The sequence below is a fragment of the Glycocaulis abyssi genome (genome assembly GCF_041429775.1).
Lineage (GTDB): Bacteria > Pseudomonadota > Alphaproteobacteria > Caulobacterales > Maricaulaceae > Glycocaulis > Glycocaulis abyssi.
This window is the reverse complement of sequence record NZ_CP163421.1, coordinates 1624539-1647070: the sequence shown is the minus strand read 5'-3', so window position 1 is coordinate 1647070 and position 22532 is coordinate 1624539. Positions and strand designations below refer to the sequence as shown.

At 64.2% G+C, this 22532-nt stretch carries 16 protein-coding genes; 9 read left to right on the top strand and 7 right to left on the bottom strand.

The window, feature by feature from the left end; all coding sequences use genetic code 11:
- Positions 1-65: 65 nt before the first annotated feature.
- On the bottom strand, positions 66-2264 hold the full coding sequence (locus AB6B38_RS07975; protein ID WP_371392318.1) for a prolyl oligopeptidase family protein: 2199 nt from the start codon (positions 2262-2264) through the stop codon (positions 66-68).
- Between the two features lie 97 nt (positions 2265-2361).
- Here AB6B38_RS07975 and AB6B38_RS07970 point away from each other — a divergent pair, with 97 nt between their 5' ends.
- The 3 genes from AB6B38_RS07970 to pdeM all read left to right on the top strand — a co-directional run bounded on the left by AB6B38_RS07970 (position 2362) and on the right by pdeM (position 6364).
- A complete protein-coding gene (locus AB6B38_RS07970; RefSeq protein WP_371392317.1) occupies positions 2362-4857 on the top strand; it encodes a ligase-associated DNA damage response DEXH box helicase in 2496 nt (831 codons plus the stop codon).
- 134 nt (positions 4858-4991) lie between these two features.
- Complete coding sequence (locus AB6B38_RS07965) at positions 4992-5630, top strand: CatB-related O-acetyltransferase (protein ID WP_371392316.1); 639 nt, start codon at positions 4992-4994, stop codon at positions 5628-5630.
- A gap of 20 nt (positions 5631-5650) precedes the next feature.
- Positions 5651-6364, top strand: a complete 714-nt coding sequence (gene pdeM, locus AB6B38_RS07960) for a ligase-associated DNA damage response endonuclease PdeM (protein ID WP_371392315.1) — start codon at positions 5651-5653, stop codon at positions 6362-6364.
- Here pdeM and AB6B38_RS07955 read toward each other — a convergent pair.
- The 6 genes from AB6B38_RS07955 to AB6B38_RS07930 form a co-directional block, all read right to left on the bottom strand.
- Positions 6361-6711, bottom strand: coding sequence for a VOC family protein (locus AB6B38_RS07955; protein WP_371392314.1), 351 nt, complete (start codon positions 6709-6711; stop codon positions 6361-6363). The two genes, pdeM and AB6B38_RS07955, sit on opposite strands and share 4 nt — an antisense overlap.
- Positions 6711-7193 carry a DUF3429 domain-containing protein gene (locus AB6B38_RS07950; protein ID WP_371392313.1) on the bottom strand — a complete coding sequence of 161 codons (483 nt, stop codon included), beginning with the start codon at positions 7191-7193 and terminating at the stop codon, positions 6711-6713. Before AB6B38_RS07950 ends, AB6B38_RS07955 begins: the two co-directional genes overlap by 1 nt.
- Positions 7194-7204: 11 nt before the next feature.
- The gene (locus tag AB6B38_RS07945; RefSeq protein WP_371392311.1) at positions 7205-8008 is read right to left on the bottom strand and encodes a TIGR02186 family protein; all 804 of its coding nucleotides are present in this window, start codon (positions 8006-8008) and stop codon (positions 7205-7207) included.
- A complete protein-coding gene (locus AB6B38_RS07940) occupies positions 8005-8946 on the bottom strand; it encodes a sulfite exporter TauE/SafE family protein (RefSeq protein ID WP_371392310.1) in 942 nt (313 codons plus the stop codon). Before AB6B38_RS07940 ends, AB6B38_RS07945 begins: the two co-directional genes overlap by 4 nt.
- 9 nt (positions 8947-8955) lie before the next feature.
- Positions 8956-12156, bottom strand: a complete 3201-nt coding sequence (locus AB6B38_RS07935; RefSeq protein WP_371392309.1) for a peptidoglycan-binding protein — start codon at positions 12154-12156, stop codon at positions 8956-8958.
- A gap of 192 nt (positions 12157-12348) precedes the next feature.
- Positions 12349-14352 carry a hypothetical protein gene (locus AB6B38_RS07930; protein WP_371392308.1) on the bottom strand — a complete coding sequence of 668 codons (2004 nt, stop codon included), beginning with the start codon at positions 14350-14352 and terminating at the stop codon, positions 12349-12351.
- Between the two features lie 137 nt (positions 14353-14489).
- Between AB6B38_RS07930 and AB6B38_RS07925 the strand changes: the two genes are divergently transcribed.
- The 6 genes from AB6B38_RS07925 to AB6B38_RS07900 all read left to right on the top strand — a co-directional run bounded on the left by AB6B38_RS07925 (position 14490) and on the right by AB6B38_RS07900 (position 22531).
- The gene (locus AB6B38_RS07925; RefSeq protein ID WP_371392307.1) at positions 14490-14972 is read left to right on the top strand and encodes a MerR family DNA-binding transcriptional regulator; all 483 of its coding nucleotides are present in this window, start codon (positions 14490-14492) and stop codon (positions 14970-14972) included.
- 57 nt (positions 14973-15029) lie between these two features.
- Positions 15030-16820, top strand: a complete 1791-nt coding sequence (locus AB6B38_RS07920) for an acyl-CoA dehydrogenase C-terminal domain-containing protein (protein WP_371392306.1) — start codon at positions 15030-15032, stop codon at positions 16818-16820.
- Positions 16821-16846: 26 nt separating this feature from the next.
- Entirely contained in the window at positions 16847-18022 is a 1176-nt protein-coding gene (locus AB6B38_RS07915; protein ID WP_371392305.1) for an acyl-CoA dehydrogenase family protein, read from the top strand.
- 39 nt (positions 18023-18061) lie between these two features.
- A complete protein-coding gene (locus tag AB6B38_RS07910) occupies positions 18062-19270 on the top strand; it encodes an acetyl-CoA C-acetyltransferase (protein ID WP_371392304.1) in 1209 nt (402 codons plus the stop codon).
- 24 nt (positions 19271-19294) lie between these two features.
- Entirely contained in the window at positions 19295-21493 is a 2199-nt protein-coding gene (locus tag AB6B38_RS07905) for a 3-hydroxyacyl-CoA dehydrogenase NAD-binding domain-containing protein (protein WP_371392303.1), read from the top strand.
- 114 nt (positions 21494-21607) lie between these two features.
- Positions 21608-22531, top strand: a complete 924-nt coding sequence (locus AB6B38_RS07900; protein ID WP_371392302.1) for a hypothetical protein — start codon at positions 21608-21610, stop codon at positions 22529-22531.
- The last annotated feature ends 1 nt before the right edge of the window (position 22532 follow it).

The following is a 22532-nucleotide window of genomic DNA, read 5'->3' as shown; positions in this document are numbered from 1 at the left end:
TAACGAAAAAAACCGGCAAGGCGCGATGCCCTGCCGGTTCTTTTAGTCAGGCGTGCAAAGACGCTCTATTGCGCCTGGGGGACCTCCAGCCCGGTGTGGAAGGCGATGAAGGCCCACTTGTCCGCCGTCTCCTCGATCAGCATGGAGACAGGTGTGCCTGCGCCATGGCCGGCCCGCGTCTCGATGCGGATAAGGGTGGGCGCAGTGCCGGTATCAGCCGCCTGCAGCGCGGCGATATATTTGAACGAGTGGCTGGGCACCACGCGGTCATCGGTATCGGCCGTCGTCACCAGCGTTGCCGGATAGCCCTCGCCTTCGGGAATGTTGTGCAGCGGCGAGTAGGCGTAGAGCACGTCAAACATGTCCGGGTCCTGCGGGCTGCCATAGTCAGACACCCAGAAGCGGCCTGCGGTGAACTGGTTGAAGCGCAGCATGTCCATCACGCCCACGCCCGGCAGGGCGGCGGCAAACAGGTCCGGGCGCTGATTGGCAACCGCGCCGACCAGCAGCCCGCCATTGGACCGGCCCTCGATGGCGATATTGGCCGGGCTGGTCCAGTCCAGCTCGATCAGGTGCTCGGCGGCATTGATGAAGTCGTCATAGACGTTCTGCTTGTTGGCGAGGCGGCCGCCATCATGCCAGTCGCGGCCATATTCCGAACCGCCCCGGATATTGGCCAGCGCAAACACGCCGCCCATCTCCATCCATTGCAGACGGCGCACATCAAAGGCGGGCGTCATCGGGATGTTGAAGCCGCCATAGCCGAACAGAAGCGTGGGCTGCTGGCCATTGGGCGTCACGTCGCGGTGGTGGACGATATACATCGGCACCTGCACCCCGCCCGTGCTCTCATAGAATACCTGGCTGACTTCATAGTCATCGGGATCAAAGGTAAGCGGCGCTTCATGGAAGAGCGTGCTCTCGCCCGTCTCCACATCATAGCGGTAGACCGTGCCAGGCCGGTTGAAGCTGGTGAAGCTGTAGAAGGTTTCCGGGCTGTCCGGGCGGCCATCAAAGCCGCTGGCAACACCAAGACCGGGAAGCTCCACCTCGCGCACTTCCTCGCCTTCCAGCGTGTGGACGCGCACGACAGAGCGCACATCCTCAAACGTGCGCACGATCAGATGCCCGCCGACATGGCTGGCCGCAGAGATCGGGAAATCGCCTGCCGGGATGATGTCGGTGAGGGTGGAGGGATCGGAGAGATCAACCGCCACGATGCGCTGGTTGGGCGCATCAAGATCGGTCATGAAGAAGAAGGTCTCGCCATCATTGCCGACTGGCGAGTGGTTGTTGTCAAACCCTTCAAAGATCGCGACCGGCTCGGCGTCATCACGCGTCAGGTCGAGGATGTGGATGGCGTTGCCGTCAGTGCCGGCGGACGAATAGATGAAGAGATAGTCGCCATCATCGCTGACCCCGGCGCGCCAGCTCACTTCCGGGTTTTCCGGATCGGCCATGATCTGGCGGTCTTCGCTCTGGTCTGTGCCCAGCGCGTGGAAATAGATCGCCTGATCCATGTTCAGCGAGGTGAATTCCTCACCGGCTTCAGGCTGGGGATAGCGCGAGTAGAAGAAGCCAGACCCGTCCTTGGCCCAGGACAGATTTGAAAACTTGATCCATTCAATCCGGTCTTCGAGTGCCTCGCCGGTTTCCACATCGATCACCTGCGCGATGCGCCAGTCCGACCCGCCATCCTGCAGCATGTAGGCGGCGTAGCGGCCATCCGGGCTTGGCCAGGTGCCGGCCAGCGCCACCGTGCCGTCATCTGAAAGCTCGTTCGGGTTGATGAGGACACGCGCCTCGCCGTCCAGCCCCTCACGCACCATGTAGACAGACTGATCCTGCAGCCCGTCATTATAGGCATAGAAATAGCGCCCTTCGCGTGCCGCCGGGACCGAGATGCGCTCATAATTCCACAGCTCGCGCAGGCGCGCGGCAATCGCCGGGCGTCCGGGCAGGTTTTCCAGATAGCGGTTGGTCACGGCGTTCTGCGCCGTGACCCAGGCAGCGACCTCCGGGCTTACCCGCACATCTTCTTCCAGCCAGCGATAGGGGTCGGCCACTTCCACCTCGCCATGGGCCGCCGACTGGTAGATATCGGTCTGCTCCACCGCGCGGGTGGTCGGATAATTAAGGCGATCCTGCGTATGCGCCGCGCCAGCGACCACCTCGCGGGCGTCACCGTCTCCTGTGGCAACCTGATCGCCGCACGCGGCCAGAACCAGAATGCTGGCCAGCGAAAGAAGAGTTGCACGCTTCATGTGATGCGCTCCTGCATGATGAATGTTTGGGCCGAAACCTAGGCGGGCAGGGCGAAATTGTCGACCGCAACAGGCATTGGCTCTATCTGTTGGCGTCATGGATAGCGCGTCTCCCACGCCCACTCTGCCGCCGCTTTTTGCCCGCTGGTTTGCCAGCCGGGGCTGGCAGCCGCGCGCGCACCAGCTGGCCATGCTGGAGGCGGCAAAGGCGGGCGAGGACGTGCTGCTGACCGCGCCGACAGGCGGCGGCAAGACGCTTGGCGGCTTCCTGCCTTCGCTGATCGAGCTGGCGGATATCGTGGAGGGCGCAGGCAAGGACCGGCCCCACGCCCTGCACACGCTCTACATCTCGCCGCTCAAGGCGCTCTCGCAAGACGTCGCGCGCAATCTGATGGTGCCGGTGGAGGAGATGGGCCTGAAGCTGCGCATCGAGACGCGTACCGGCGATACGCCGCAATCGAAACGCGCGCGCCAGCGTGCCGCCCCGCCGGACATATTGCTGACCACGCCCGAACAGCTCGCCCTTTTTGTGGCACAGGAAAACGGCGCGGCTTTCTTTGCCGACCTGAAAGCCGTGATCGTGGATGAGGTGCATGCGCTGGCCCCGCAAAAACGCGGCGATCTGCTGGCGCTGGGGCTGGCGGCGATCAGCCATTATGCGCCCGCTGCGCGCCGTGTCGGCCTCTCTGCCACCGTGAAGGATGTGGAGGGCCATGCACGCTGGCTGTCGCGTGACCCGCAAAGTCCCGTGCTGACCACCCGCATCGTGCGCGGCGCTGCGGGGGCTGAAGCCGAGGTCTCCATCCTCACCCCCGATGCGCGCATCCCCTGGGCCGGCCATATGGGCCATCACGCCATGGAAGGGGTGTACGCCCTGCTCAAGACCGCTCGTACCGCGCTGGTCTTTGTGAACACGCGCTCGCAGGCCGAGTTCGCCTTCCAGCAGCTCTGGCGCATCAATGAGGACAATCTCGCCATCGCGCTTCACCACGGCTCGCTCAGCGTCGAGCAACGGCGCAAGGTGGAAGGGGCGATGGCGGCGGGGAAACTGCACGCGGTGGTGTGTACCTCCACGCTCGATCTGGGGATCGACTGGGGCGATGTGGATTTAGTGGTCCAGCTGGGTGCACCCAAGGGCACCTCGCGCCTGATCCAGCGTCTCGGCCGGGCCAATCACCGGCTCGATGAGGTGTCACGCGCCGTGCTGGTGCCCACCAACAGGTTTGAGCATCTTGAATGCCTCTCGGCGCGCGATGCCGTGGCCGAACATGCGCTGGACGGTGAACCGCTGAAAAGCGGCGCGCTCGATGTGCTGGCCCAGCACGTGATGGGCCGGGCCTGCGGTGATCCGTTCGAGGCGGACACGCTCTATGCGGAAGTCTGCCGCGCTGCGCCCTTTGCAGACCTGCCGCGAGAGACATTCGACCGGGTACTGGCCTTCGTCGCGACCGGCGGCTACGCGCTAGGCAGCTATGACCGCTTCTGCCGTATCGTGAAGGGGCGCGATGGCCTGTGGCGGGCGCGCAACCGCAATGTGGCGCAGCGTCACCGGCTCAATATCGGCACTATCGTGGAGAGCCCGATGCTGGATGTGCGCGTGGTCAGCGCGCGCAGCGGTGCAAAAAGCCTGCGCGCCGCAGGCCCTCGTTTGGGCCAGCTGGAGGAGTGGTTCGCAGACCAGCTCAGCCCCGGCGACACCTTCCTCTTTGCCGGGCAGGTGCTGCGCTTTGAAGGCACCAGCCAGACCGACCTCTTCGTCAGCCGGGCGAGCGGTGAAGACCCCAAAGTCCCCTCATGGCAGGGCGGGAAGTTCCCGCTTTCCACTTATCTCGCCGCGCGGGTGCGCAAGCTGGTCAGCGAACCGGAGCAATGGCCGAAACTGCCAGACCAGGTGCGCGAATGGCTGGAGATGCAGCAGCTTCGCTCGCGCCTGCCGCAGGCTGACCGGCTGCTGGTGGAAACCTTCCCGCGTGCGGGCAAGCATTATCTGGTCTGCTACCCGTTCGAGGGGCGGCTGGCGCATGCGACGCTAGGCGTCTTGCTGACCCGGCGGCTGGAGCGGCTGGGGCTGAAGCCGCTCGGCTATGTCGCCAATGAATATGCGCTCTCGGTCTGGGCGCTGGAGGACATGGCAGGCGTCGATTTCGCCGCGCTCTTCTCAGCTGACCTGATGGGTGATGATCTTGATGCGTGGCTGAATGAAAGCGTGCTGATGCAGCGCACCTTCCGCCATTGCGCGCTCATCTCCGGCCTGATCGAGCGCCGCCATCCGGGGCTGGAGAAGACCGGCAGGCAGGTCAGCTTCTCCTCCGACCTCATCTACAACGTGCTGCGCGAGCATGAGCCGGATCATATCCTGTTGCAGGCGGCCTGGGCCGATGCGGCGACGGGCCTGCTCGACATTCGCCGCCTGTCGGATCGTCTCGCCGCCATTGAGGGCCGGATTGATGCGGTAGCGCTGGAGCGCATCTCGCCGCTGGCCGTTCCGGTCATGCTGGAGATCGGGCGCGAGCCGGTCTATGGCGAGGCCCATGAGGCTATTCTGGAAGCGGCCTCCGAAGACCTGATCGAGGAGGCGGTCCGGCTTGACTAGCCATGCCGGCCAAGCGCATAAGCATGGCCATTATGAACTAGCACCTTTCAAGGCGCGCCCCGCGCCCTCTCCGCCCTCATTGGCAACAGAGACGCCCCGCCATCTGGCGTGCGGGCGTGAAAGGTGACTACCCCATGCATGGTCCTGCCCCCATGAACCCGCACCCGATGGCGGGATTTGACCGCGTCTGCTTTCTCAAACCCGTCATCACCCGGCCCAATATCGAGGTCGGCGAATACACCTATTATGACGACCCGGACGCGCCCGAAGAGTTCGAAAACCGCAACGTCCTCTACCATTACGATTTCACCGGCGACCGGCTGGTCATCGGCCGGTTCTGCGCGATTGCCACCGGCGTGACCTTCATAATGAACGGCGCGAACCATGCGCTGGACGGCCTCTCCACCTATCCGTTCCAGATTTTCGGCGGCGGCTGGGAAAAGAGCTTTGAGGAAAGCTCTCTCGACAGCGGCTATAAGGGCGACACGATTGTCGGCCACGATGTCTGGATCGGACGCGGGGCCGTCATCATGCCCGGCGTGCGAATCGGCAATGGCGCCATCATCGCCGCGCACAGCGTGGTGGCCCGTGATGTGCCGGACTACGCCGTCGTGGCGGGCAATCCGGCGGAGCTGAAGAAGAAGCGCTTTGACGGCGCCACTATAGCGGCGCTCTCGCGTATTGCGTGGTGGGACTGGCCGGTGGAGAAAATATCACGCCATATCAATGCGCTAAGGGCGGGCGATGTGCGTGCCCTGCAAGACGGTGATTGACGAACGGATGGGGAACGCGCTTGTCTGGGCAGATGCTACAGGCCGCCGCTCCCATCGTTCAGCACATAAACGTCAACGGCGTGCCGGTGCTCGCCGATGTCTCGGGCGTGGCCTTCGTGGAAAGTGCGGCGGCATTGATCGTCGCCGATCTGCACTTTGAGAAGGGCTCATCCTTCGCCGCCAAGGGCGTGATGCTGCCGCCCTACGACACACGCGCGACGCTGGCGCGCCTCGCCGATGCGATGGTGCGCCTGCAGCCGCGCACCGTCATCGCGCTGGGCGACAGCTTCCACGATCAGACAGCCGAAGCGCGCATGCATGGTGAGGACGAAGCCTTCCTCAAGGATCTGGTGGCTTGCGTGGAGCGCTGGGTCTGGATTGCCGGCAATCACGATCCCGCGCCTTCGCCGCGCTATGGCGGGCAGCTGGCGGGGGAGATCGAGCTGGACGGCCTCACCCTGCGCCATGAGCCGCGTGAGGGCGCGTCACCGGGCGAATTGGCGGGCCACCTCCACCCGTGCGCCAAGGTGCGCCGCAATGGCCGCTCGGTGCGCCGGCGCGCCTTTGCCAGTGATGGCAGCCGCCTCATCCTGCCCGCTTTTGGCGCCTATACGGGCGGGCTGAATGTACGTGACGATGCCTTTGCCGCCTGCTTTGAACGCACGCCCGATGTCTGGATGCTGGGCCGGGAGCGGGTCTACCGCGTGCCGGGTAAAAGCGTGCTGGGGGATTAGAGGTGGGTGAGAATATTCACCAGCCGCCCGAAAGGGTCGCGGGTGAAGAAGCGACGAACCTGCCAGGGCTCTGTCACCGGCCCGTACTCAATCGCAAATCCGCCCGCCCGGACACGCCGCAAGGCTTCGTCCAGATCGTCCACCTCGACTGACAGATCAGGAACCGGCGTGCCAGATCCCCCCTCCGACGCCACACTGATCTGCACCCGTGCCGCCGCGTCGGTGCCATAGGTGACCAGCCAGCCATGGTCCATCAGCGTGTCCAGCCCCAGCACCGTTTCATAAAAGCGTTTGGCGGCGGCTACGTCCGGCGTGGCGATATTGGCTACAATTCGCAGAGTCTTCATCACATCGCCCGTATCGCCAGCGCTGCGCCAAGGCCGATCACCGCGCCCAGCGTCAGCACCAGCCGCAAGGGCAGATACCAGCGTGGCAGCGTGCCGCCGCGCACCGCGCCCCGGTCCCAGAGATACTGGATGACGAAAACGGCGATCAGAATGCCCCATCCGGCCAGCTCGGTATCAAAGGGCAGGTCGGGCCGGTTCCAGACCTGCAGCAGCACCGCAAACCAGCCCGACAGCGAGAGCAGCACGGCCAGCAGCAACACACCTGTGCGCGGCGCATCGGCGCGCAGCACGATCTCGGCGGTCCAGCGCCCGCCCGCCAGGAAGGACAGCACGACAGCGGCATAGATCGGCAGGAAGTTCGCGGCCTGCAGCCCTGCCTGCCCGCCCAGCGCAATGCCGAACGCACCGGCAAAGAAGGGGACAAGGCCGGCAAAGCCCAGAAGGAGCGGTGTGCCGGGCGCTTCGCTGAGTTGTCTGAGCATGGTCGGTATTCCTATCTGCGGCGGAAAACTTCAGCCGCGCTCCATCCTGCGATGAGCGCGATGATGACGGCAATCATGCCATAGAGCGGCGCGCGCTCATGCGCAAAATCATAGATGGCCTGCTCAAACCCCGCCTTGCGCACCTGCAGGCTGGTGCGGCGGCTGGCGATGGGTACGCCGTCGCGGAACAGATAGATGTCGAGCGCGTACTCGCCCACCGGCGTGACGGGCGGCAGGCGTACGCCTGCGCGAAACAGCCCGCCATCGAGTATCTCCACCCCGCCGGGCGATTCCACATACAGGCCCTCGCGCGCGCGGTTGCGCACGATGGCCCGGCGGTAATCAACGATCTCCGCGCCCAGCTCGGTAACGACCACGCCGCCTACGCCAAAGCGGGTCTCTTCGCGCACATGGGCAGGCGCCGACAGGCGCAGATGCTCCATGCCGATGCCTTCGCGGCGCAGCGAGGAGAAGGTGGCAAACTGGCTTAAAGACCGTGTGGAGGCGACCGCGTAATAGCCATAAATGTCTTCAAACGCGATCGGCGCGCGGTTGATCCAGATGCCCAGCGTGCGGATCTTGCGCATCACGCGCAAATCCTCCTGCGGCCCGCGCACGACGACGACGATATCGTCGCCCTCGGCCAGACCCGTCACAGCGCCATAGACCAGAAAATCCGCGCCGGTGAAGTTGGAGCGTATCTCCACCACTTCCTGCGTCAGGGCGGCGACAATGCCGACAGGCTGGATCTCGTCTTCGGGCGCGGCGTGCGCCGCTCCGGAAAACACCAGCAGGGCCAGCAGGGCGCGGATCATGGCGCGCTCCTTCCGGCGGTCTCCATAAGCTCGAACATGTCAGCGGGATCAGAGACCAGATCGAAGGCGAGTTTGAGGCAGACCGCCAGCACCATCAGGGCAAGCGCCGCGCGCAATTCCTCGGCCCGGATGCGCTGGCCGGCGCGCGCGCCGAACTGCGCGCCGATAACCCCGCCAATGATGAGCAGGGCCGCCAGTACCAGATCGACCGTCTGGTTCTGCGCCGCCTGCAGGAAGGTGGTCAGCGCGGTGACGAACAGGATCTGGAACAGGGAGGTGCCGATCACGACCGAGGTCGGCATGCGAAGGATGTAGATCATCGCCGGGACCATGACGAAGCCGCCGCCCACCCCCATCAGGGCCGCCAGCAGGCCCACCAGCGCGCCAATGCCGATAACCGGGATCAGGCTGATATAAAGGCCGGAGACGGGAAAGCGCACCTTGAAGGGCAGGGCATCGATCAGGCCGCGCCTGCGCCGCCTGGGCCGCGGCGTGATGCCCGCCTTGCCCTGCCGGTAGCGCCGCCAGAGCGCGCCCGCGCTCTCCACCAGCATCAGCGCGCCGATAATGCCCAGAAAGCCCACGTAACACAGCGAGATCACCAGATTGATCTGGCCGGTAGCCTGCAGGAAGGAGAATAGCTGCACCCCGCCGATCGACCCCGCAATGCCACCTGCAAGCAGGTAGAGCCCCATCTTCAGATCGAGGCTCTTGCGCCGGAAATGGGCAAGGGCGCCCGATGCGGACGAGGCGACGATCTGGTTGGTCTGGGTCGCCACCGCCACCGGAGGCGGAATGCCGATGAAGATGAGGATCGGCGTCATCAGGAAGCCGCCGCCAACCCCGAACATGCCCGACAGGAAGCCGACCGCCAGGCCAAGGCCGAGTATCAGAAAGATATTTACCGAGACTTCCGCGATGGGAAGGTAGATGTCCATCGCTCCGCCCTACCGGGACGGGCCGCGCTCGAGCCGGGAGACCAGAGCGGTGTCGATCGCTCCGCTCGCTTCCAGTCCTTGTGCGCGCTGGTATGCCACCACTGCCTCTCGGGTTCGCGGGCCATAGGCCCCGTCAGCCGGACCGGTATCATAACCCATCGCAAGCAGTAATTCCTGCGCCCGTGCAATCAGCCGGGGGCTGGTACCCTGTTCCCAAGCTTGTGCGGGGTAGCGTCCCTGCGCCTGAGGGTCCAGCGTGCGCGGCGCGAAATTGCGGGCGGCATCCTCGGCGGCAGCGCGCTCCTCGGCAGAGAGCTCCCGGCGCAGGCCAGCGGCGCGCTCGGAGGCGGCGCTGTCTCCGCCCGCTGCCGCAATCAGGAACCAGGCATAGGCATCAGCCGCGCTTTGCGGCACGCCAAAGCCCTCTTCAAACAAGAGGCCCAGATTGAACTGGCTGTCGCCCATGCCGTGCAGGGCGGCCTGCTCAAACCAGCGCGCGGCAGCCTGCTGGTTGGCCGGTGTGGGGGACAGGTTCACATACGCCACGCCAGCCTCGTACATGGCGCGCAGATGGCCGTTCTCCGCCGCGCGCACGATCCACTGGCGGGCAGATTCAGGATCAGCCGTCACGCCCTCGCCACGCTCCAGCATGCGGCCATAGCGGAACTGGGCGTCGGGTACGCCTTGTTCGGCGGCCCGGCGTATCAGGGTGACGCCGCCTTGCGTGTCGCCCGCCTCAAACCGCTGGAGAGCCAGCTGGTAGCGTGCCACCGGATCGCCAGCGGTCGCGGCGGCCTCCAGGGTAATAGGGGTGTCGGGAAGCGTATTGGCGGCAGGCTGGGCCGTTGCAGGGGTTTCTGCCTGCTGCGTGGAAGGCGAGGGGGTCTGAACGGGCCGTGCCGGAGCCGCGCTCACCTCGACCGGCGTATCCAGCGCGTCCGCCGCCGCTGCCTCATCGCCGCTGGCTGATGCGCTCTCGTCCGCGCTGGCAGGTTCAGCCGGAGCCGGTTCTGCCTGTGCGGTCGGTTCGGTGCGCACATCGGCAAACAGGCTGGACAGCGCTTCAGGAGAAATATCGCTCTGAGCCGTCTGCGTGCCGCGATTAAAGCCATCGGTCAGCACGAAGGCAGCCGCCGCGCCCAGCGCGAGGAAACCCAGAAGGCTCACCCCCGCCAGCAGCCAGCGGCTGCGTGACCCTTCAGCCTTGGGAGTTTGCGCGGCAGCATAGTCAAAGCGTGCCGGGTCAGAACCGCCCATGCGGATCTTGCGCCGCGCCGCAGAGAGGAACTCGGCGTCCGCCGTAGCGCCCAGCACTTGCGAGGCGCGCGTGCGCCGGGAGGGTTCGGGCATCGGCGCGGGCTGCGGCGCTTCCTGCCAGACATCGTCATCTGCGTGGCTGTCTGCCGGCTCGTCGAAATCCTGGCGCTGCGTGCTGGTGAGCGGGTCTTCCACCGCAACGACAAAGCTGTCAGCGCCGCTAATGGCGAACTCGCCCTGCAGGGCCGCGTCCCGCTGGCCGGGCGGCGGCTGGAGCGGGCTGGCAAAGCTGTCGGCCTCTGGCGCCGGTTCGCTTGCTGTTTCAGCGCGCTTTTCAAACGCTGCTGGCGGCATCTTGCGCCGGGGCGGTTCGTGCAGCGCATTCTGCTCGATGGCTTCCAGCCGCTCGGCGAGCGCCGTCATGGCGCGCTGGACGGGCGAAAGCGTGTCGGCGGTCTCGCTGCGCGCGGCGTCGAGGCGGGCGTGCACGCCTTCCATCGCCTCGGCGATACGCTGGGCGGTGCGTTCTTCCGAGGCGGCAATGCGCTCCTGAAGCACATCGTCCTCGGGACGTGCGCGCCCATTGGCATCGAGTGTTTCCACCACGCGGGCCATGCGTTCGCCAGCGGCCTCCAGCGCCCTGGCAGAGCGTTCCTCGGCATTGTTGACGCGCTCGGCCAGCGTTTCGCCGAGCTTTGCCACCTGTTCGCCGATCTGCCGGACAGCATGACTGCTTTCCCGGCGCACATCGTCAAGGCGCGCTTCGATATCGGCCTGATTGCGCAGCTGGTGGCGGCGCTGCTCATCCTCGCGCAGACGCGCTTCCATCCGGCTTTCATTGTCGGTGAAGCGCCGGTCGATAGCACGGGCGAGGCGGGAGACTTCCTGGCTGATGCGCGCCAGCGTATCGGCCTGACGCGTTTCAGCGGCAGACAGGCGCGCTTCGGTCGCCTGCAGGGCCTGCTCGAAACGGCCGCCCTGACCGCCAGAGCGCGCCAGCGCATCAAGCTGTCCGGCAAACTCCCGGCGGGTATCGCGGATCACTTCGGCCAGCTCGGTCGCCAGCCGGTCAAAGCGCTGCTGGAACTGTTCCTGCGTCATGGCAGAGCTGTTGCCCTGCTCCAGCTGGGCAAGGCGCGCTTCCAGACGCTCATGGGATTTGGCCAGCGCATCGGCGGCCTGATGGGTAGCGCTTTCGGCGGCGACAAGGCGGCGCTGCATGGTCCGCGAGCTGTCATGCATGCCTTCAAGCGCGCTGGTCATGTCGCGGTGGCGCTGCTCCACCAGATCGCGCAGTGACTGCTCTTCGGCGCGCGTGCGCCGCTCGGCCTCCTCAATGCGTTCGGCCAGCGTGCGGATCGATTTTTCCGCGCCATCCTTGCGGCGGTCCTCACGGTCCAGCAGCCCGTCAATCTCGGCGCGGAAATCGCGCTCGGTCTCGTAAAGCCGCGCGGCCACCTTGCCCAGCGCCGTCTCGACCGCGCGCACCGGCGCGGTGTCACCGCTGCCGCCATTACGCTCCAGCTTGCGCAGCCGGTCCATCAGCTCGTCCTGGCTGGCGCGCATGCGGGTGAGGGCCGCCTGGGTGGACTCTTCCTCGTCCTCCAGCCCGTCCTCGATACGCTCCAGACGCCGGGCCAGCCCGTTTACCGACTGATCGACGCCAGAGATAGCCAGTTGCGCGCGCGACTCTGCTGCCTCGATGCGGGCACCCAGACGCGCGATCATTTCATGGAGATCATCGCCGCCACCGCCGCCATCACCATCGGGCGCGGTGAAGCCGGGAAAGGCGCTCAGCCGGTCGGACCAGTCGCTGGACAGAGGGCCGTCTTCGAGGATGACGCGGTTCAGCCACTCGCCGAGTGTCATGCCCTCGCGGCGCGCAGCTGTCTTGGCCATCGCCCGCGCGCGCGGGTCGATGCCTTTAACGCTCCAAGGTGTCCCGGATGTCATCCGACTCACGCGCTCCCGACCCGATAGGGCGAAGGTAGCGGAACGGTTAATATTGTGTAAACCGGATCGCTGACCGCAATATGTGGTGTTTCCACAGCTATCCGTTGCACACGGGCGTTCCACCCCCGTCCTTAACAGTTAACAAGAGCCCGCGATGCGGTTAACGGCACGTAAAGTTTCCTTAAATTGCGGTCACTGTTCTGCATGGCCGGGGAACAGAGCCGGAGCAAGCAATCGCAGCCGCCGTTCCAGGCTGTCTGCCTGGTCGAGCGTGGGTGTGGACGCACGTCCGGGCAGGGCGCGCCCTGTGTCGAGGAAGAACCACGCCTCGTCTGGCGCTCCGGCGGCCATATAGCGCGTGGCGAGATGCCAGTAGAGGTTCGCGGCAAACGGGTCCATCGCCAGCGCCTCGGTGAGCAGCCCGGCCGGATCGAGATCGGGGTGTTCGGTCAGCCCTTCCTCGCCCCATTCGATCAGCTGGCGGGCCACCATGGCGCGGGCGGCCGAGCCTGCGTGACCGTCACGGTCCAGATAGGGCAGCAGGCGCTCCACCGCGAGACGGTGCGCGCCTTCGCCGGCGGCCTGCGTGGCTTCGGATATGGCCTCGAACCCGGCATTGCCCACGCCTGCCGCGGCCAGCCTCTCGGCACCGGCACATGCGAGACGCTCAGAACCGATCGTCTCGGCCGGGCACAGATCAAAATGGGTGGTTTCCTGCGTGAGCGTCAGCAAGGCACCGGCAAAATCGTCTTCGCGCTGCAGGCCCTGTATTTCCACCATGAAATCAGGCGGGGAGGGCGGGTCGCCCAGCTCACCGCTCAGCGCCGAGGCAATGGCAGCGCGCAACTCTGCATCTATGAGGTCCTGATTGCCGGAACCAAGGCTGGCATCTTCAAAGCCGAGCGCGGCAAACGCCATCGATTCTGTGCTGTCCAGCCGCCAGTGCTCGACCCGGCCTTGCGGGCTTTCAGGGCTGATGACGGCAAATGACAGCGCGCACAATGGCTCACCGCCATCGCGCAAGGCCGCCACAATATCAGGATGAATAGCCACCCGGTGGGCGAAGGCCGTGATGAGATTGCGGTGCCGGGCAGGGCTCAGCTCCACGCCCTCGCACCCGGTCCACGCGCTGGCCACGGGCGAACCGCCTTCTTCGCGATACCAGCTGGTGACGGTGCCGTCGCCGGTTGCGCCATCATGCGCCTCGGCTGGCCGCGTGGTTTGCGTCAGGTCCGCCGGTGCGGCGGCCACGCTCATGGCAGCCTCCAGCCAGAACCGGTGAAAGCTTGTCTGCGGCCCGAACGCGATCTCTTCAGCCTGTCCGCCCTGCGACAGGGCTGCGTAGATGTCCACATTGCGCCGGACGGCGGCGTAAATCGATGTGTTGCTATAGCTGCTGCTGGCGCTATTGAGCGTCAGGATGCGGTTGGCCTCGAAGTCATAAAGCCATGTCCCGCTGTCGGAGCGCTCCGCCGCCCAGCTGTTTCCGGCGATGAAAGTGCGCGATCGCAGCCCTGCCCCATTGGCCAGCGGCGTGTCGGCATCTGGAGCGCCGGAGCTATCCAGCGGCCCGACCTTGATATTCCAGCTTAGCGCGACGCCATCGCCCAGAGCCGTGCCGCGCACCGCTTCATACTGGTCCATGCCGACATGGGGCGTCATCCGGCGCAGCGCAGGCATGGCGCTGGCTTCGGGGGAGGCGGGCTGCGCCGCCTCATCATCATCCGCCGCCATTTCGGCATCCGGTGCTTGCGCGTCACTGGCCGGGCTTTCGTCCATTTCGTCAGCCGGGCTGGCCTCGGGAGCCTCTGACGGCTCCGGGCTTTCGCCTGTTTCATCACCTGTTTCGTCAGCCAGATCGGCATCGGGAGCATCCGGCTGCGCCGGGCTTTCAACGGCCTCCTCGTCTACGATGGCCTCGTCGCGGGCTTCTTCGTCAATGGCCCCGTCGTCTCCGGCTGCGTCTTCCTGCCCGATATCGTCTGCGGGCGCGGCGCTGTCATCGAGCTCATCATTGACAGGAAGAGCCTCATCGGCAGCGTCCTGATCACTGGCCGCCTCCTGTTCCTCCTCGGCGGCATCCATCGCGCGCAGCAGGGCCTCCAGCGCCTCGATGTCGGTCGGATCAAGCCGCGACGGCCCGGCAGGCGGCGTTGCCGCCAGTGACAGGGCGAGTAGTATGGTGCTGACAGGCATGGCGTATCATTCCCTCGGTGCAGTCTCGAGCCAGAGCCAAGCGCGCCATTGGGGCGCGGTCAAGGCGGCATGCAGGATGCCGCGCGTTAACTCGAATTGACGTTGACGTGAACGTCAACTTGATCGAAAGTGCGCGCATGAAGGCCACGCCCCCGTCCGAGACACTCTATTCGATACGTGATCTCGCCGCCTCGTTCGGCGTGACGCCGCGTGCCTTGCGGTTTTACGAGCAGCAGGGGCTCATCACGCCGCAGCGCAAGGGCGCAACCCGGCTCTACACGGCGGCGGACCGGGCGCGCCTCATCCTCATCCTGCGCGGCAAGCGCGTCGGGTTTTCGCTGGCCGAGATCAAGGAAATGCTTGATCTTGAGGCGACAGAGCACGCCAGTCGCGGTCATCTGGAAAACTCCATTGAGCGTTTCCGCGCGCGTATCGAAGACCTGAAACGCCAGCGCGACGACATAGATGACGCGATAGGCGAGCTGGAAGCAGGCGTCGTGTGGATGGAAGAGCGGCTCAATGACCGCGAGCCGCCCGAAGACATCAAACGCCGCGCGCGCGCCTTCGAGGCGCTTGCTGCTGCGCGCCTTGTACAATGGTCGGTCGGACCGCCGGACTAGCCCGCCTGCACCATGCTGACTGAATGATTTTCAATTTGCGACCCGGAGACACCCCTCATGCCCAGCTACCGCGCCCCGATCCGTGACCAGCGCTTTGTCCTCAACGATGTGCTCAACGTCCAGCAATACGGCAACCTGCCGGGCTTTGCCGACGCCAGCGCGGACATTGTCGATGCCATTCTCGACGAGGGCGGCAAGTTCTGCGAGAACGTGCTCTACCCGCTCAACAAGGTGGGCGACCATGAGGGTTGCCAGCTTCAGCCCGACGGCGAAGTTGTGGTCCCCAAAGGCTTCAAGGAAGCCTATGACCAGCTGACCGAGGGTGGCTGGACGGCGCTGTCAGCCGATCCCGAATATGGCGGGCAGGGCCTGCCGCACTATCTGAACCTGGCCTTCAACGAGATGGTGACCGCCACCAACATGGCGTTCGGCATGTATCCGGGCCTCACCGGCGGCGCTGCACAGGCGCTCTATGTGGGCGGCTCGGACGAGCAGAAGCAGCTCTACCTGCCGAAAATGATCTCCGGCGAGTGGTCAGGCACGATGAACCTGACCGAGCCGCATTGCGGCACTGACCTTGGCATGCTGCGCACCAAGGCTGTGCCCAATGGCGACGGCAGTTATCGCATCACGGGCCAGAAGATCTGGATCTCGGCCGGTGAGCATCCGATGAGCAAGAATATCATCCACCTGGTTCTGGCGCGCGTCGAAGGCGCACCGGCGGGCGTGAAGGGTATATCGCTGTTTGTGGTGCCGAAATTCATCCCCGACGAGAACGGCAATCCGGGCAAGCGCAATGGCGTGAAGTGTGGCGGGCTGGAAGAGAAGATGGGCATTCACGGCAATGCCACCTGCGTGATGAATTATGATGACGCGACAGGCTGGCTAGTCGGCGAGGAGAATAAGGGCCTGCGCATCATGTTCGTGATGATGAACGAAGCCCGCCTGGGCGTTGGCCTGCAGGGCCTCGCGCTGGCCGAGACCGCCTATCAGTACTCGCTGGCCTTCGCCAAAGACCGCATTCAGGGCCGCTCGCTGACAGGGCCGAAAAACCCTGATGGCCCGGCTGATCCGATCATCGTCCACCCCGATGTGCGCCGCATGCTGATGGACCAGAAAGTGTTCGTCGAGGCAGGCCGCGCCTTCACGCTGTGGACCGCGCTGCAGGGCGATCTGGAACACAAGGGCGCGGATGAGGAAACGCGCACCAAATCTGGCGACTACATGGCGCTGCTGACCCCTATCGTGAAGGCGTATCTGACCGACAAGGGCTATGACAGCGTCTCAAAGGGCCTGCAGATCCATGGCGGGTCGGGCTTCACCCGCGAATGGGGCATCGAACAGCTTCTGCGCGATGCACGCATCACCCTCATCTATGAAGGCACGAACGGCGTTCAGGCGCTCGATCTGGTGGGCCGCAAGCTCGCCATGAACGGCATGCGCCCGATCAACACCTTCTTTGCCGAGATGGACGCCTTCGTGGCCGACAATAAAGGCAATAAGGAGCTCGAACCCTTCCTGGACGGCCTCGCCGCAACCAAGGCCAAGCTGCAAAAAGCTACCAACTGGCTGGTCGAGAAGGGGCTGGAGAATTTCGACAATGCCGGCGCGGCATCGACCGATTATCTCCACCTGTTCGGCCTGACCTGCTTTGCCTGGATGTGGGGCCGGATGGCGAAAGTGTCGCTGGAGAAGATCGCGGAAGGTTCTGACGATCCCATCTACGCTTCCAAGCTGGCGACCGGGCATTACTTCCTGCAGCGCTGGCTGCCGGACGCCGATGCGCATCTGGCCAAGGTTGAGGCCGGGGCCGAGACCATGATGGCCCTGACCGCCGAACAGTTCTGATCCAAACGCCTACAGGAGACGCTTCCATGTCCGCCAATGCCGCCGCCATTCTGGCCAATCCCAAGCCCGCCTGGCTCGACCAGGAAGACGTCAACATGTTCGACCACGCCGTGCGCGGTTTCCTGGAGAAGGAATGCCTGCCCCACGGTGACCGCTGGGAGAAGGAAGGCGCGGTTGACCGCGATGTCTGGACCAAGGCGGGCGAGGCGGGTCTGCTCTGCCCGGCAGCACCGGAAGAGTTTGGCGGCGCGGGCGGTGACTGGCGCCATGACTATGTGTTCCACATGGCCGTTGCAGAGCTTGGCGTAGATGGCTGGGGTGCGTCACTCCACAACTCCATCGTCGGCCCGTATGTCTGGCATTACGGCACGAAAGAGCAAAAAGAGAAGCTGATCCCCAAGCTCATTTCCGGTGAGTATGTGGGTGCTATCGCCATGACCGAGCCGGGCGCGGGCTCTGACCTTCAGGGCGTGAAGACGACCGCGGTGAAGGATGGCAATGGCTATCGCATCAATGGCGCGAAGACCTTCATCACCAATGGCGGCACGGCCAATTTCATCATTGTCGTGGCCAAGACCGATCCCAAAGCTGGCGCCAAGGGCACCTCGCTCTTCATGGTCGAGACCGACGGGCTGGAAGGCTTCCGGCGCGGACGCAATCTCGACAAGGTGGGCCTGAAAGCACAGGACACCGCCGAGCTGTTCTTCGAGGACATGTGGGTGCCGGCCGATGCGCTTCTGGGCGAAGGCGAGGGGCTCGGCTTCATCCAGCTGATGGAGCAATTGCCGCAGGAACGCTTGCAGATCGCCGTTCAGGGCGTCGGCATGATGAAGCGCGCGCTCGCCGAAACCATCGCCTACGTGAAGGACCGCAAGGCGTTCGGCAAGTCGATCATCGAGTTCCAGAACACCCAGTTCAAGCTCGCAGAACTGAAAACCAAGGCAACCATTGCCGAAGTGTTCTGCCAGTATTGCTCGGACCTTCTGATCCAGGGCAAGCTGGATGCCGCCACCGCCTCGATGGCGAAATACTGGGTCACCGACATCCAGTGCGAGCTGATCGACGAATGCGTGCAGCTACATGGCGGCTACGGCTTTATGAACGAGTACCCGATTGCCCGCATGTGGCGCGATGCGCGCGTGCAACGCATCTATGGCGGCACCAACGAGATCATGAAGCTTCTGATTTCACGGACGCTTTAAGACCTGAACAAGAACACCCCAGACGGGAGGAATATCCCCATGACCGACGCATATATTTACGACGCTACGCGCACCCCGCGCGGCAAGGGCAAGAAGAATGGCACGCTGCACGAGATCACCGCGCTGCAGCTGGCCACCCAGCAGCTCGAAGCCATCCGCGAGCGCAATAATCTCGATACCAGCGTGATCGATGATGTGATCCTGGGCTGCGTGTCGCCGGTGGGAGAGCAGGGCGCGGATATCGCCCGCGCAGCCGTGCTCAATGCGCGCTATGCCGAGAACGTGGCCGGCGCTCAAGTGAACCGCTTCTGCGCCTCTGGCCTTGAAGCGGTGAACCTCGCGGCGGCGAAAGTCATGTCCGGCGAGGCCGACATGGCCATTGGCGGCGGCGTGGAAGCCATGAGCCGCGTGCCCATGGGCTCTGATGGCGGGGCGATGGTTGTCGATCCGGAAATGGCGTTTGACCATTACTTCGTGCCGCAAGGCATCTCGGCAGACCTGATCGCCTCCAAATACGGCTATTCGCGCGATGACGTTGACGCGTACGCCGTGGAGAGCCAGAAGCGCGCCAAGAAGGCGTGGGATGAGGGCCGGTTCAAGAAGTCGGTTGTGCCGGTGAAGAACCAGCTCGGCCTGACGCAGCTGGACCATGACGAGTATATGCGCCCTGAAACCGACATGCAGTCGCTCGCGAGCCTCAAACCCGCCTTCCGTGATCTCGCGGCCTTTGTCGGCCTCGATAACGTGGCGATCCAGCGCTACCCGGACGTGGAGAAGATCAACTTCGTCCACCATGCGGGCAACTCGTCGGGCATCGTGGATGGGGCAGCGACCGTGCTGATCGGCAACAAGGAAATGGGCGAAAAGCTGGGTCTCAAACCCCGCGCGCGTATCCGCTCAATGGCCTCCATCGGCTCTGAGCCGACCATCATGCTGACCGGCCCGGCGCCGTCTGCGCGCAAGGCGCTGAAGAAAGCCGGCATGACCCCCCAAGACATCGACCTTTACGAGATGAACGAGGCGTTTGCCGCGGTCGTCCTGCGCTTCATGGAAGATCTGGGCGTCCCGCACGACAAGGTGAACGTCAATGGCGGCGCGATTGCGCTCGGCCACCCGCTGGGCGCCACCGGCGCGATGATCCTCGGCACCCTGCTGGATGAGCTGGAGCGCACCGGCAAGGGTACGGCGCTGGCCACGCTCTGCGTCGGCGGCGGCATGGGCACAGCCACCATCATCGAGCGGGTCTAGGTCACAGGTCGAAGGAGAAACAAAATGAGCTACACACATTTCAAATTCGAACTGGATGGCGACGGCATTGCCCTCATCACGTTCGACAGTCCGAACGTATCCATGAACGTGCTTTCGGCCGCGGTCATGGCCGAGCTAGGCCAGATTGTCGACAAGATCGGCTCGGATGATTCCATCAAAGGCGCGGTCATTACCTCCGGCAAGAAGGCGTTCTGCGCAGGCGCGGACCTCTCCGAGCTGGGTGCAGGCATGATGGACCTGAAAGGCCTCTCCGAAGAGGAAGCCAAGCAGAAACTGTTTGACACCGCCTTCCGCCTGAACTCCCAGCTCCGCGCGCTGGAAACCTGCGGCAAGCCGGTCGCGGCGGCCATTAATGGCCTGGCGCTTGGCGGCGGGTTCGAGGTGACGCTGGCCTGCCATTACCGCGTGATGGCAAACGATACCGGTGCCAAGCTCGGCCTGCCGGAAAGCCTTGTCGGCGTTCTGCCGGGCGGTGGCGGCACGCAGCGCCTGCCGCGCCTTGTCGGCGTGATGAATGCGGCCCCGGTCATGCTCCAGGGCAAGCAGCTGGATGCCGATACGGCCAAGCAGCAGGGCGTGGTGCACGAAGTGGCGCCGGTCTCTGAAATCGTTGCCAAGGCCAAGGAGCTGGTCAAAGCCAATCCGCTGGGGTCCAAACAGCCCTGGGATCAGGACAAGTTCAAAATCCCCGGCGGTGGTCCTTTCCACCCGGCGGGCATGCAGATTTTCGCGGGCGCATCCCCGATGCTGCTCAAAGAGACCTACGGGAACTATCCGGCCCAGCGCTATATCCTGTCCTGCGTCTATGAGGGCCTGCAGGTGCCGATCGATGCGGGTCTGCGTATTGAGAGCCGCTACTTCACCAAGCTGCTGATGCGCCCGGAAAGCCGCAACATGATCCGCTCGCTCTTCCTGTCCAAGCAATCGCTGGACAAGGGCAGCCGCCGCCCCGCCGGTCAGGAGAAATCCGAGATCAAGAAGATCGGCGTCATCGGCGCAGGCTTCATGGGTGCAGGCATCACCACCGTGTCGGCCCAGGCCGGGATCGAGGTCGTGCTGATCGACGTCAATCAGGAAGGCGCCGACAAGGGCAAGCAGCACGCGGTCGACTTCTTCGCCAAGGGCGTCAAACGCGGCAAGATCAGCGAGGAGAAGGCCAAAAAGCTGGCTGATCTCATCACGGCCACGACCGATTACGGCGCGCTGAAGGACGTTGATCTGGTCGTCGAGGCGGTGTTTGAAAACTCCGACCTGAAAGCCGAGATCACCAAGAAAGCCGAAGCCGTGATGCCCAAGGGCGCGATCTTTGGTTCGAACACCTCCACCATTCCGATCAGCTCGCTGGCGAAGGCTTCGGAGCGTCCGGACAATTTCATCGGCATTCACTTCTTCTCGCCGGTCGAAAAGATGAATCTGGTCGAGCTGATTGTTGGCGAGAAGACGGGCGATCTCGCCGTCAGCCGCGCCATCGATTTCGTCGGCAAGATCAAGAAGACGCCGATTGTGGTGGCCGATACGCGCGGCTTCTACGCCAATCGCTGCGTGATGCGCTATATCGAGCAGGGCATGTACCTGCTGACCGAAGGCGTCAAACCCGCCCTCATCGAGAACGCGGCGAAAATGGCGGGCATGCCCGTCGGCCCGCTCTCCCTGCAGGACGAGGTGGCCATCGATCTGGGCTACAAGGTGCTCCAGCAGACCAAGAAGGATCTGGGTGACCAGTTCGAGGACACGCCCAACGCGCAGGTCATCGAGAAGATGTACGAGCTCGGCCGCTATGGCCGCAAGAATGGCAAGGGCTTCTATGTCTATGAGGAAGGCGGCAAGCGGCTGTGGGACGAACTCGATCAGTTCGCTCCTGGCGGCAAACTCCTCCCTGCGGGCGAGCAGCCGAGCGTCGCCGAGATCAAGGACCGTATCCTCTATGCGCAGGCCATCGAGGCGGCCCGCACCATGGCTGAAGGCATCGTCGAGGACCCGCGCGAGGCCGATGTCGGCTCCATCCTGGGCTGGGGCTTTGCGCCCTATACCGGCGGCGTGATCTCCTTCATCGACACCGTCGGTACGGAAAAGTTCGTCAAGCGTGCGGACGAGCTGGCCAAAAAGTACGGCAAGCCGTTCGAGGTGCCGCAGCTTCTGCGCGACATGGCGGCGAAGAAAGAGACCTTCTACGGCCGGTTTGCGCCCAAGCAGGCGGCCTGATCTTCAGGTCTCATGACTGACGGAAAAGGCCGGGTGGCAACGCCCGGCCTTTTTGTTACGTGCGAAGCCTCGATAAATTGTTGATCTGGCGTGATCGAGCCTTCTAATGAGGGAATGTTCGAGGGCATCAAAAACGCCGGGGCGCTGTTTGCCGTTATCGCGCGCATTCCGTTGCGCTATCCGGTGATGATCGCGCCATTGCTGCTGGTCTGGTGCATTTATGCGCCGGTCACCGCGTATTTGTATTTCCAGTTCCCATGGAACGAGACGCCGCTTCCTGCGGCACTGGCGCTGACGTTCGCCACGCTCTTCCTTTTTTCCTATGTCATATCGCTGGCCGCCTTCGTCCTGCTCGAACAGATACGCATCATCGAAAATGGAGGAGAGCCCGGTCTGCTCTGGCCGTTCTTCACCGCGTTTTGGAATTCGGTTCGCAGCCTTCACGTCACACTGGTCTGGGCGCTGCTCTGGTTCATCCTGACGATTGCGGAAGCCGCCCTTCGGCCCAAGCAGGAGGGGCATGCACAGGAGCCGACGGCCGAGAACATAGCGCGTCTCTTTTCCGGTGCGGATAACACCTCCTCGATCGGCGCCCTGTTTGACGCGCTGAACAAGGGCGTGCGGATGATAGCGTTTCTGATTTATCCGGCCGTTGCTTGGGAGCGTCATGCCCAGCCGATCCGGCGCGGTCTCGCCGTTGGCAGGGCGCACAAGATCGAGTTCGCCACCGGGTTTGTCCTAAGCGGCCTCGCCGCCGGAGTGGTCTTCGTTCCGCCAGTGATTGTGTTCATTTTGAATGACCAGACGGATGTGCCGTTCCCGGACTGGATCTGGTTCTCTGTGATCGTCTATTGCGCGCTTGCGTGGAGTTTCACGGTGCTGCTGGAGCAACTTTTTGCCGCCGAGCTATATCTTTGGGACATGAAATGGCGTCAGGCCTGCGAAGCCGCAGCGGCGGCGGGCAAGCCGGCTCCGCCCTTGTCGGCTGTGCCCCGCCCGTCAATCCTCGACGGCAAGGCTGACCTACTGCCCGGGTGAC

Excerpts from the sequence above, each read along its gene's own strand:
- AB6B38_RS07930 (WP_371392308.1), bottom strand. The coding sequence starts at position 14,352 with ATGCCTGTCAGCACCATACTACTCGCCCTGTCACTGGCGGCAACGCCG.
- AB6B38_RS07905 (WP_371392303.1), top strand. The coding sequence starts at position 19,295 with ATGAGCTACACACATTTCAAATTCGAACTGGATGGCGACGGCATTGCC.
- AB6B38_RS07970 (WP_371392317.1), top strand. The coding sequence starts at position 2,362 with ATGGATAGCGCGTCTCCCACGCCCACTCTGCCGCCGCTTTTTGCCCGC.
- AB6B38_RS07940 (WP_371392310.1), bottom strand. The coding sequence starts at position 8,946 with ATGGACATCTACCTTCCCATCGCGGAAGTCTCGGTAAATATCTTTCTG.
- AB6B38_RS07965 (WP_371392316.1), top strand. The coding sequence starts at position 4,992 with ATGCATGGTCCTGCCCCCATGAACCCGCACCCGATGGCGGGATTTGAC.
- AB6B38_RS07915 (WP_371392305.1), top strand. The coding sequence starts at position 16,847 with ATGTCCGCCAATGCCGCCGCCATTCTGGCCAATCCCAAGCCCGCCTGG.
- AB6B38_RS07950 (WP_371392313.1), bottom strand. The coding sequence starts at position 7,193 with ATGCTCAGACAACTCAGCGAAGCGCCCGGCACACCGCTCCTTCTGGGC.
- AB6B38_RS07920 (WP_371392306.1), top strand. The coding sequence starts at position 15,030 with ATGCCCAGCTACCGCGCCCCGATCCGTGACCAGCGCTTTGTCCTCAAC.
- AB6B38_RS07925 (WP_371392307.1), top strand. The coding sequence starts at position 14,490 with ATGAAGGCCACGCCCCCGTCCGAGACACTCTATTCGATACGTGATCTC.
- AB6B38_RS07975 (WP_371392318.1), bottom strand. The coding sequence starts at position 2,264 with ATGAAGCGTGCAACTCTTCTTTCGCTGGCCAGCATTCTGGTTCTGGCC.
- AB6B38_RS07935 (WP_371392309.1), bottom strand. The coding sequence starts at position 12,156 with ATGACATCCGGGACACCTTGGAGCGTTAAAGGCATCGACCCGCGCGCG.
- AB6B38_RS07900 (WP_371392302.1), top strand. The coding sequence starts at position 21,608 with ATGTTCGAGGGCATCAAAAACGCCGGGGCGCTGTTTGCCGTTATCGCG.
- AB6B38_RS07945 (WP_371392311.1), bottom strand. The coding sequence starts at position 8,008 with ATGATCCGCGCCCTGCTGGCCCTGCTGGTGTTTTCCGGAGCGGCGCAC.
- AB6B38_RS07910 (WP_371392304.1), top strand. The coding sequence starts at position 18,062 with ATGACCGACGCATATATTTACGACGCTACGCGCACCCCGCGCGGCAAG.
- AB6B38_RS07955 (WP_371392314.1), bottom strand. The coding sequence starts at position 6,711 with ATGAAGACTCTGCGAATTGTAGCCAATATCGCCACGCCGGACGTAGCC.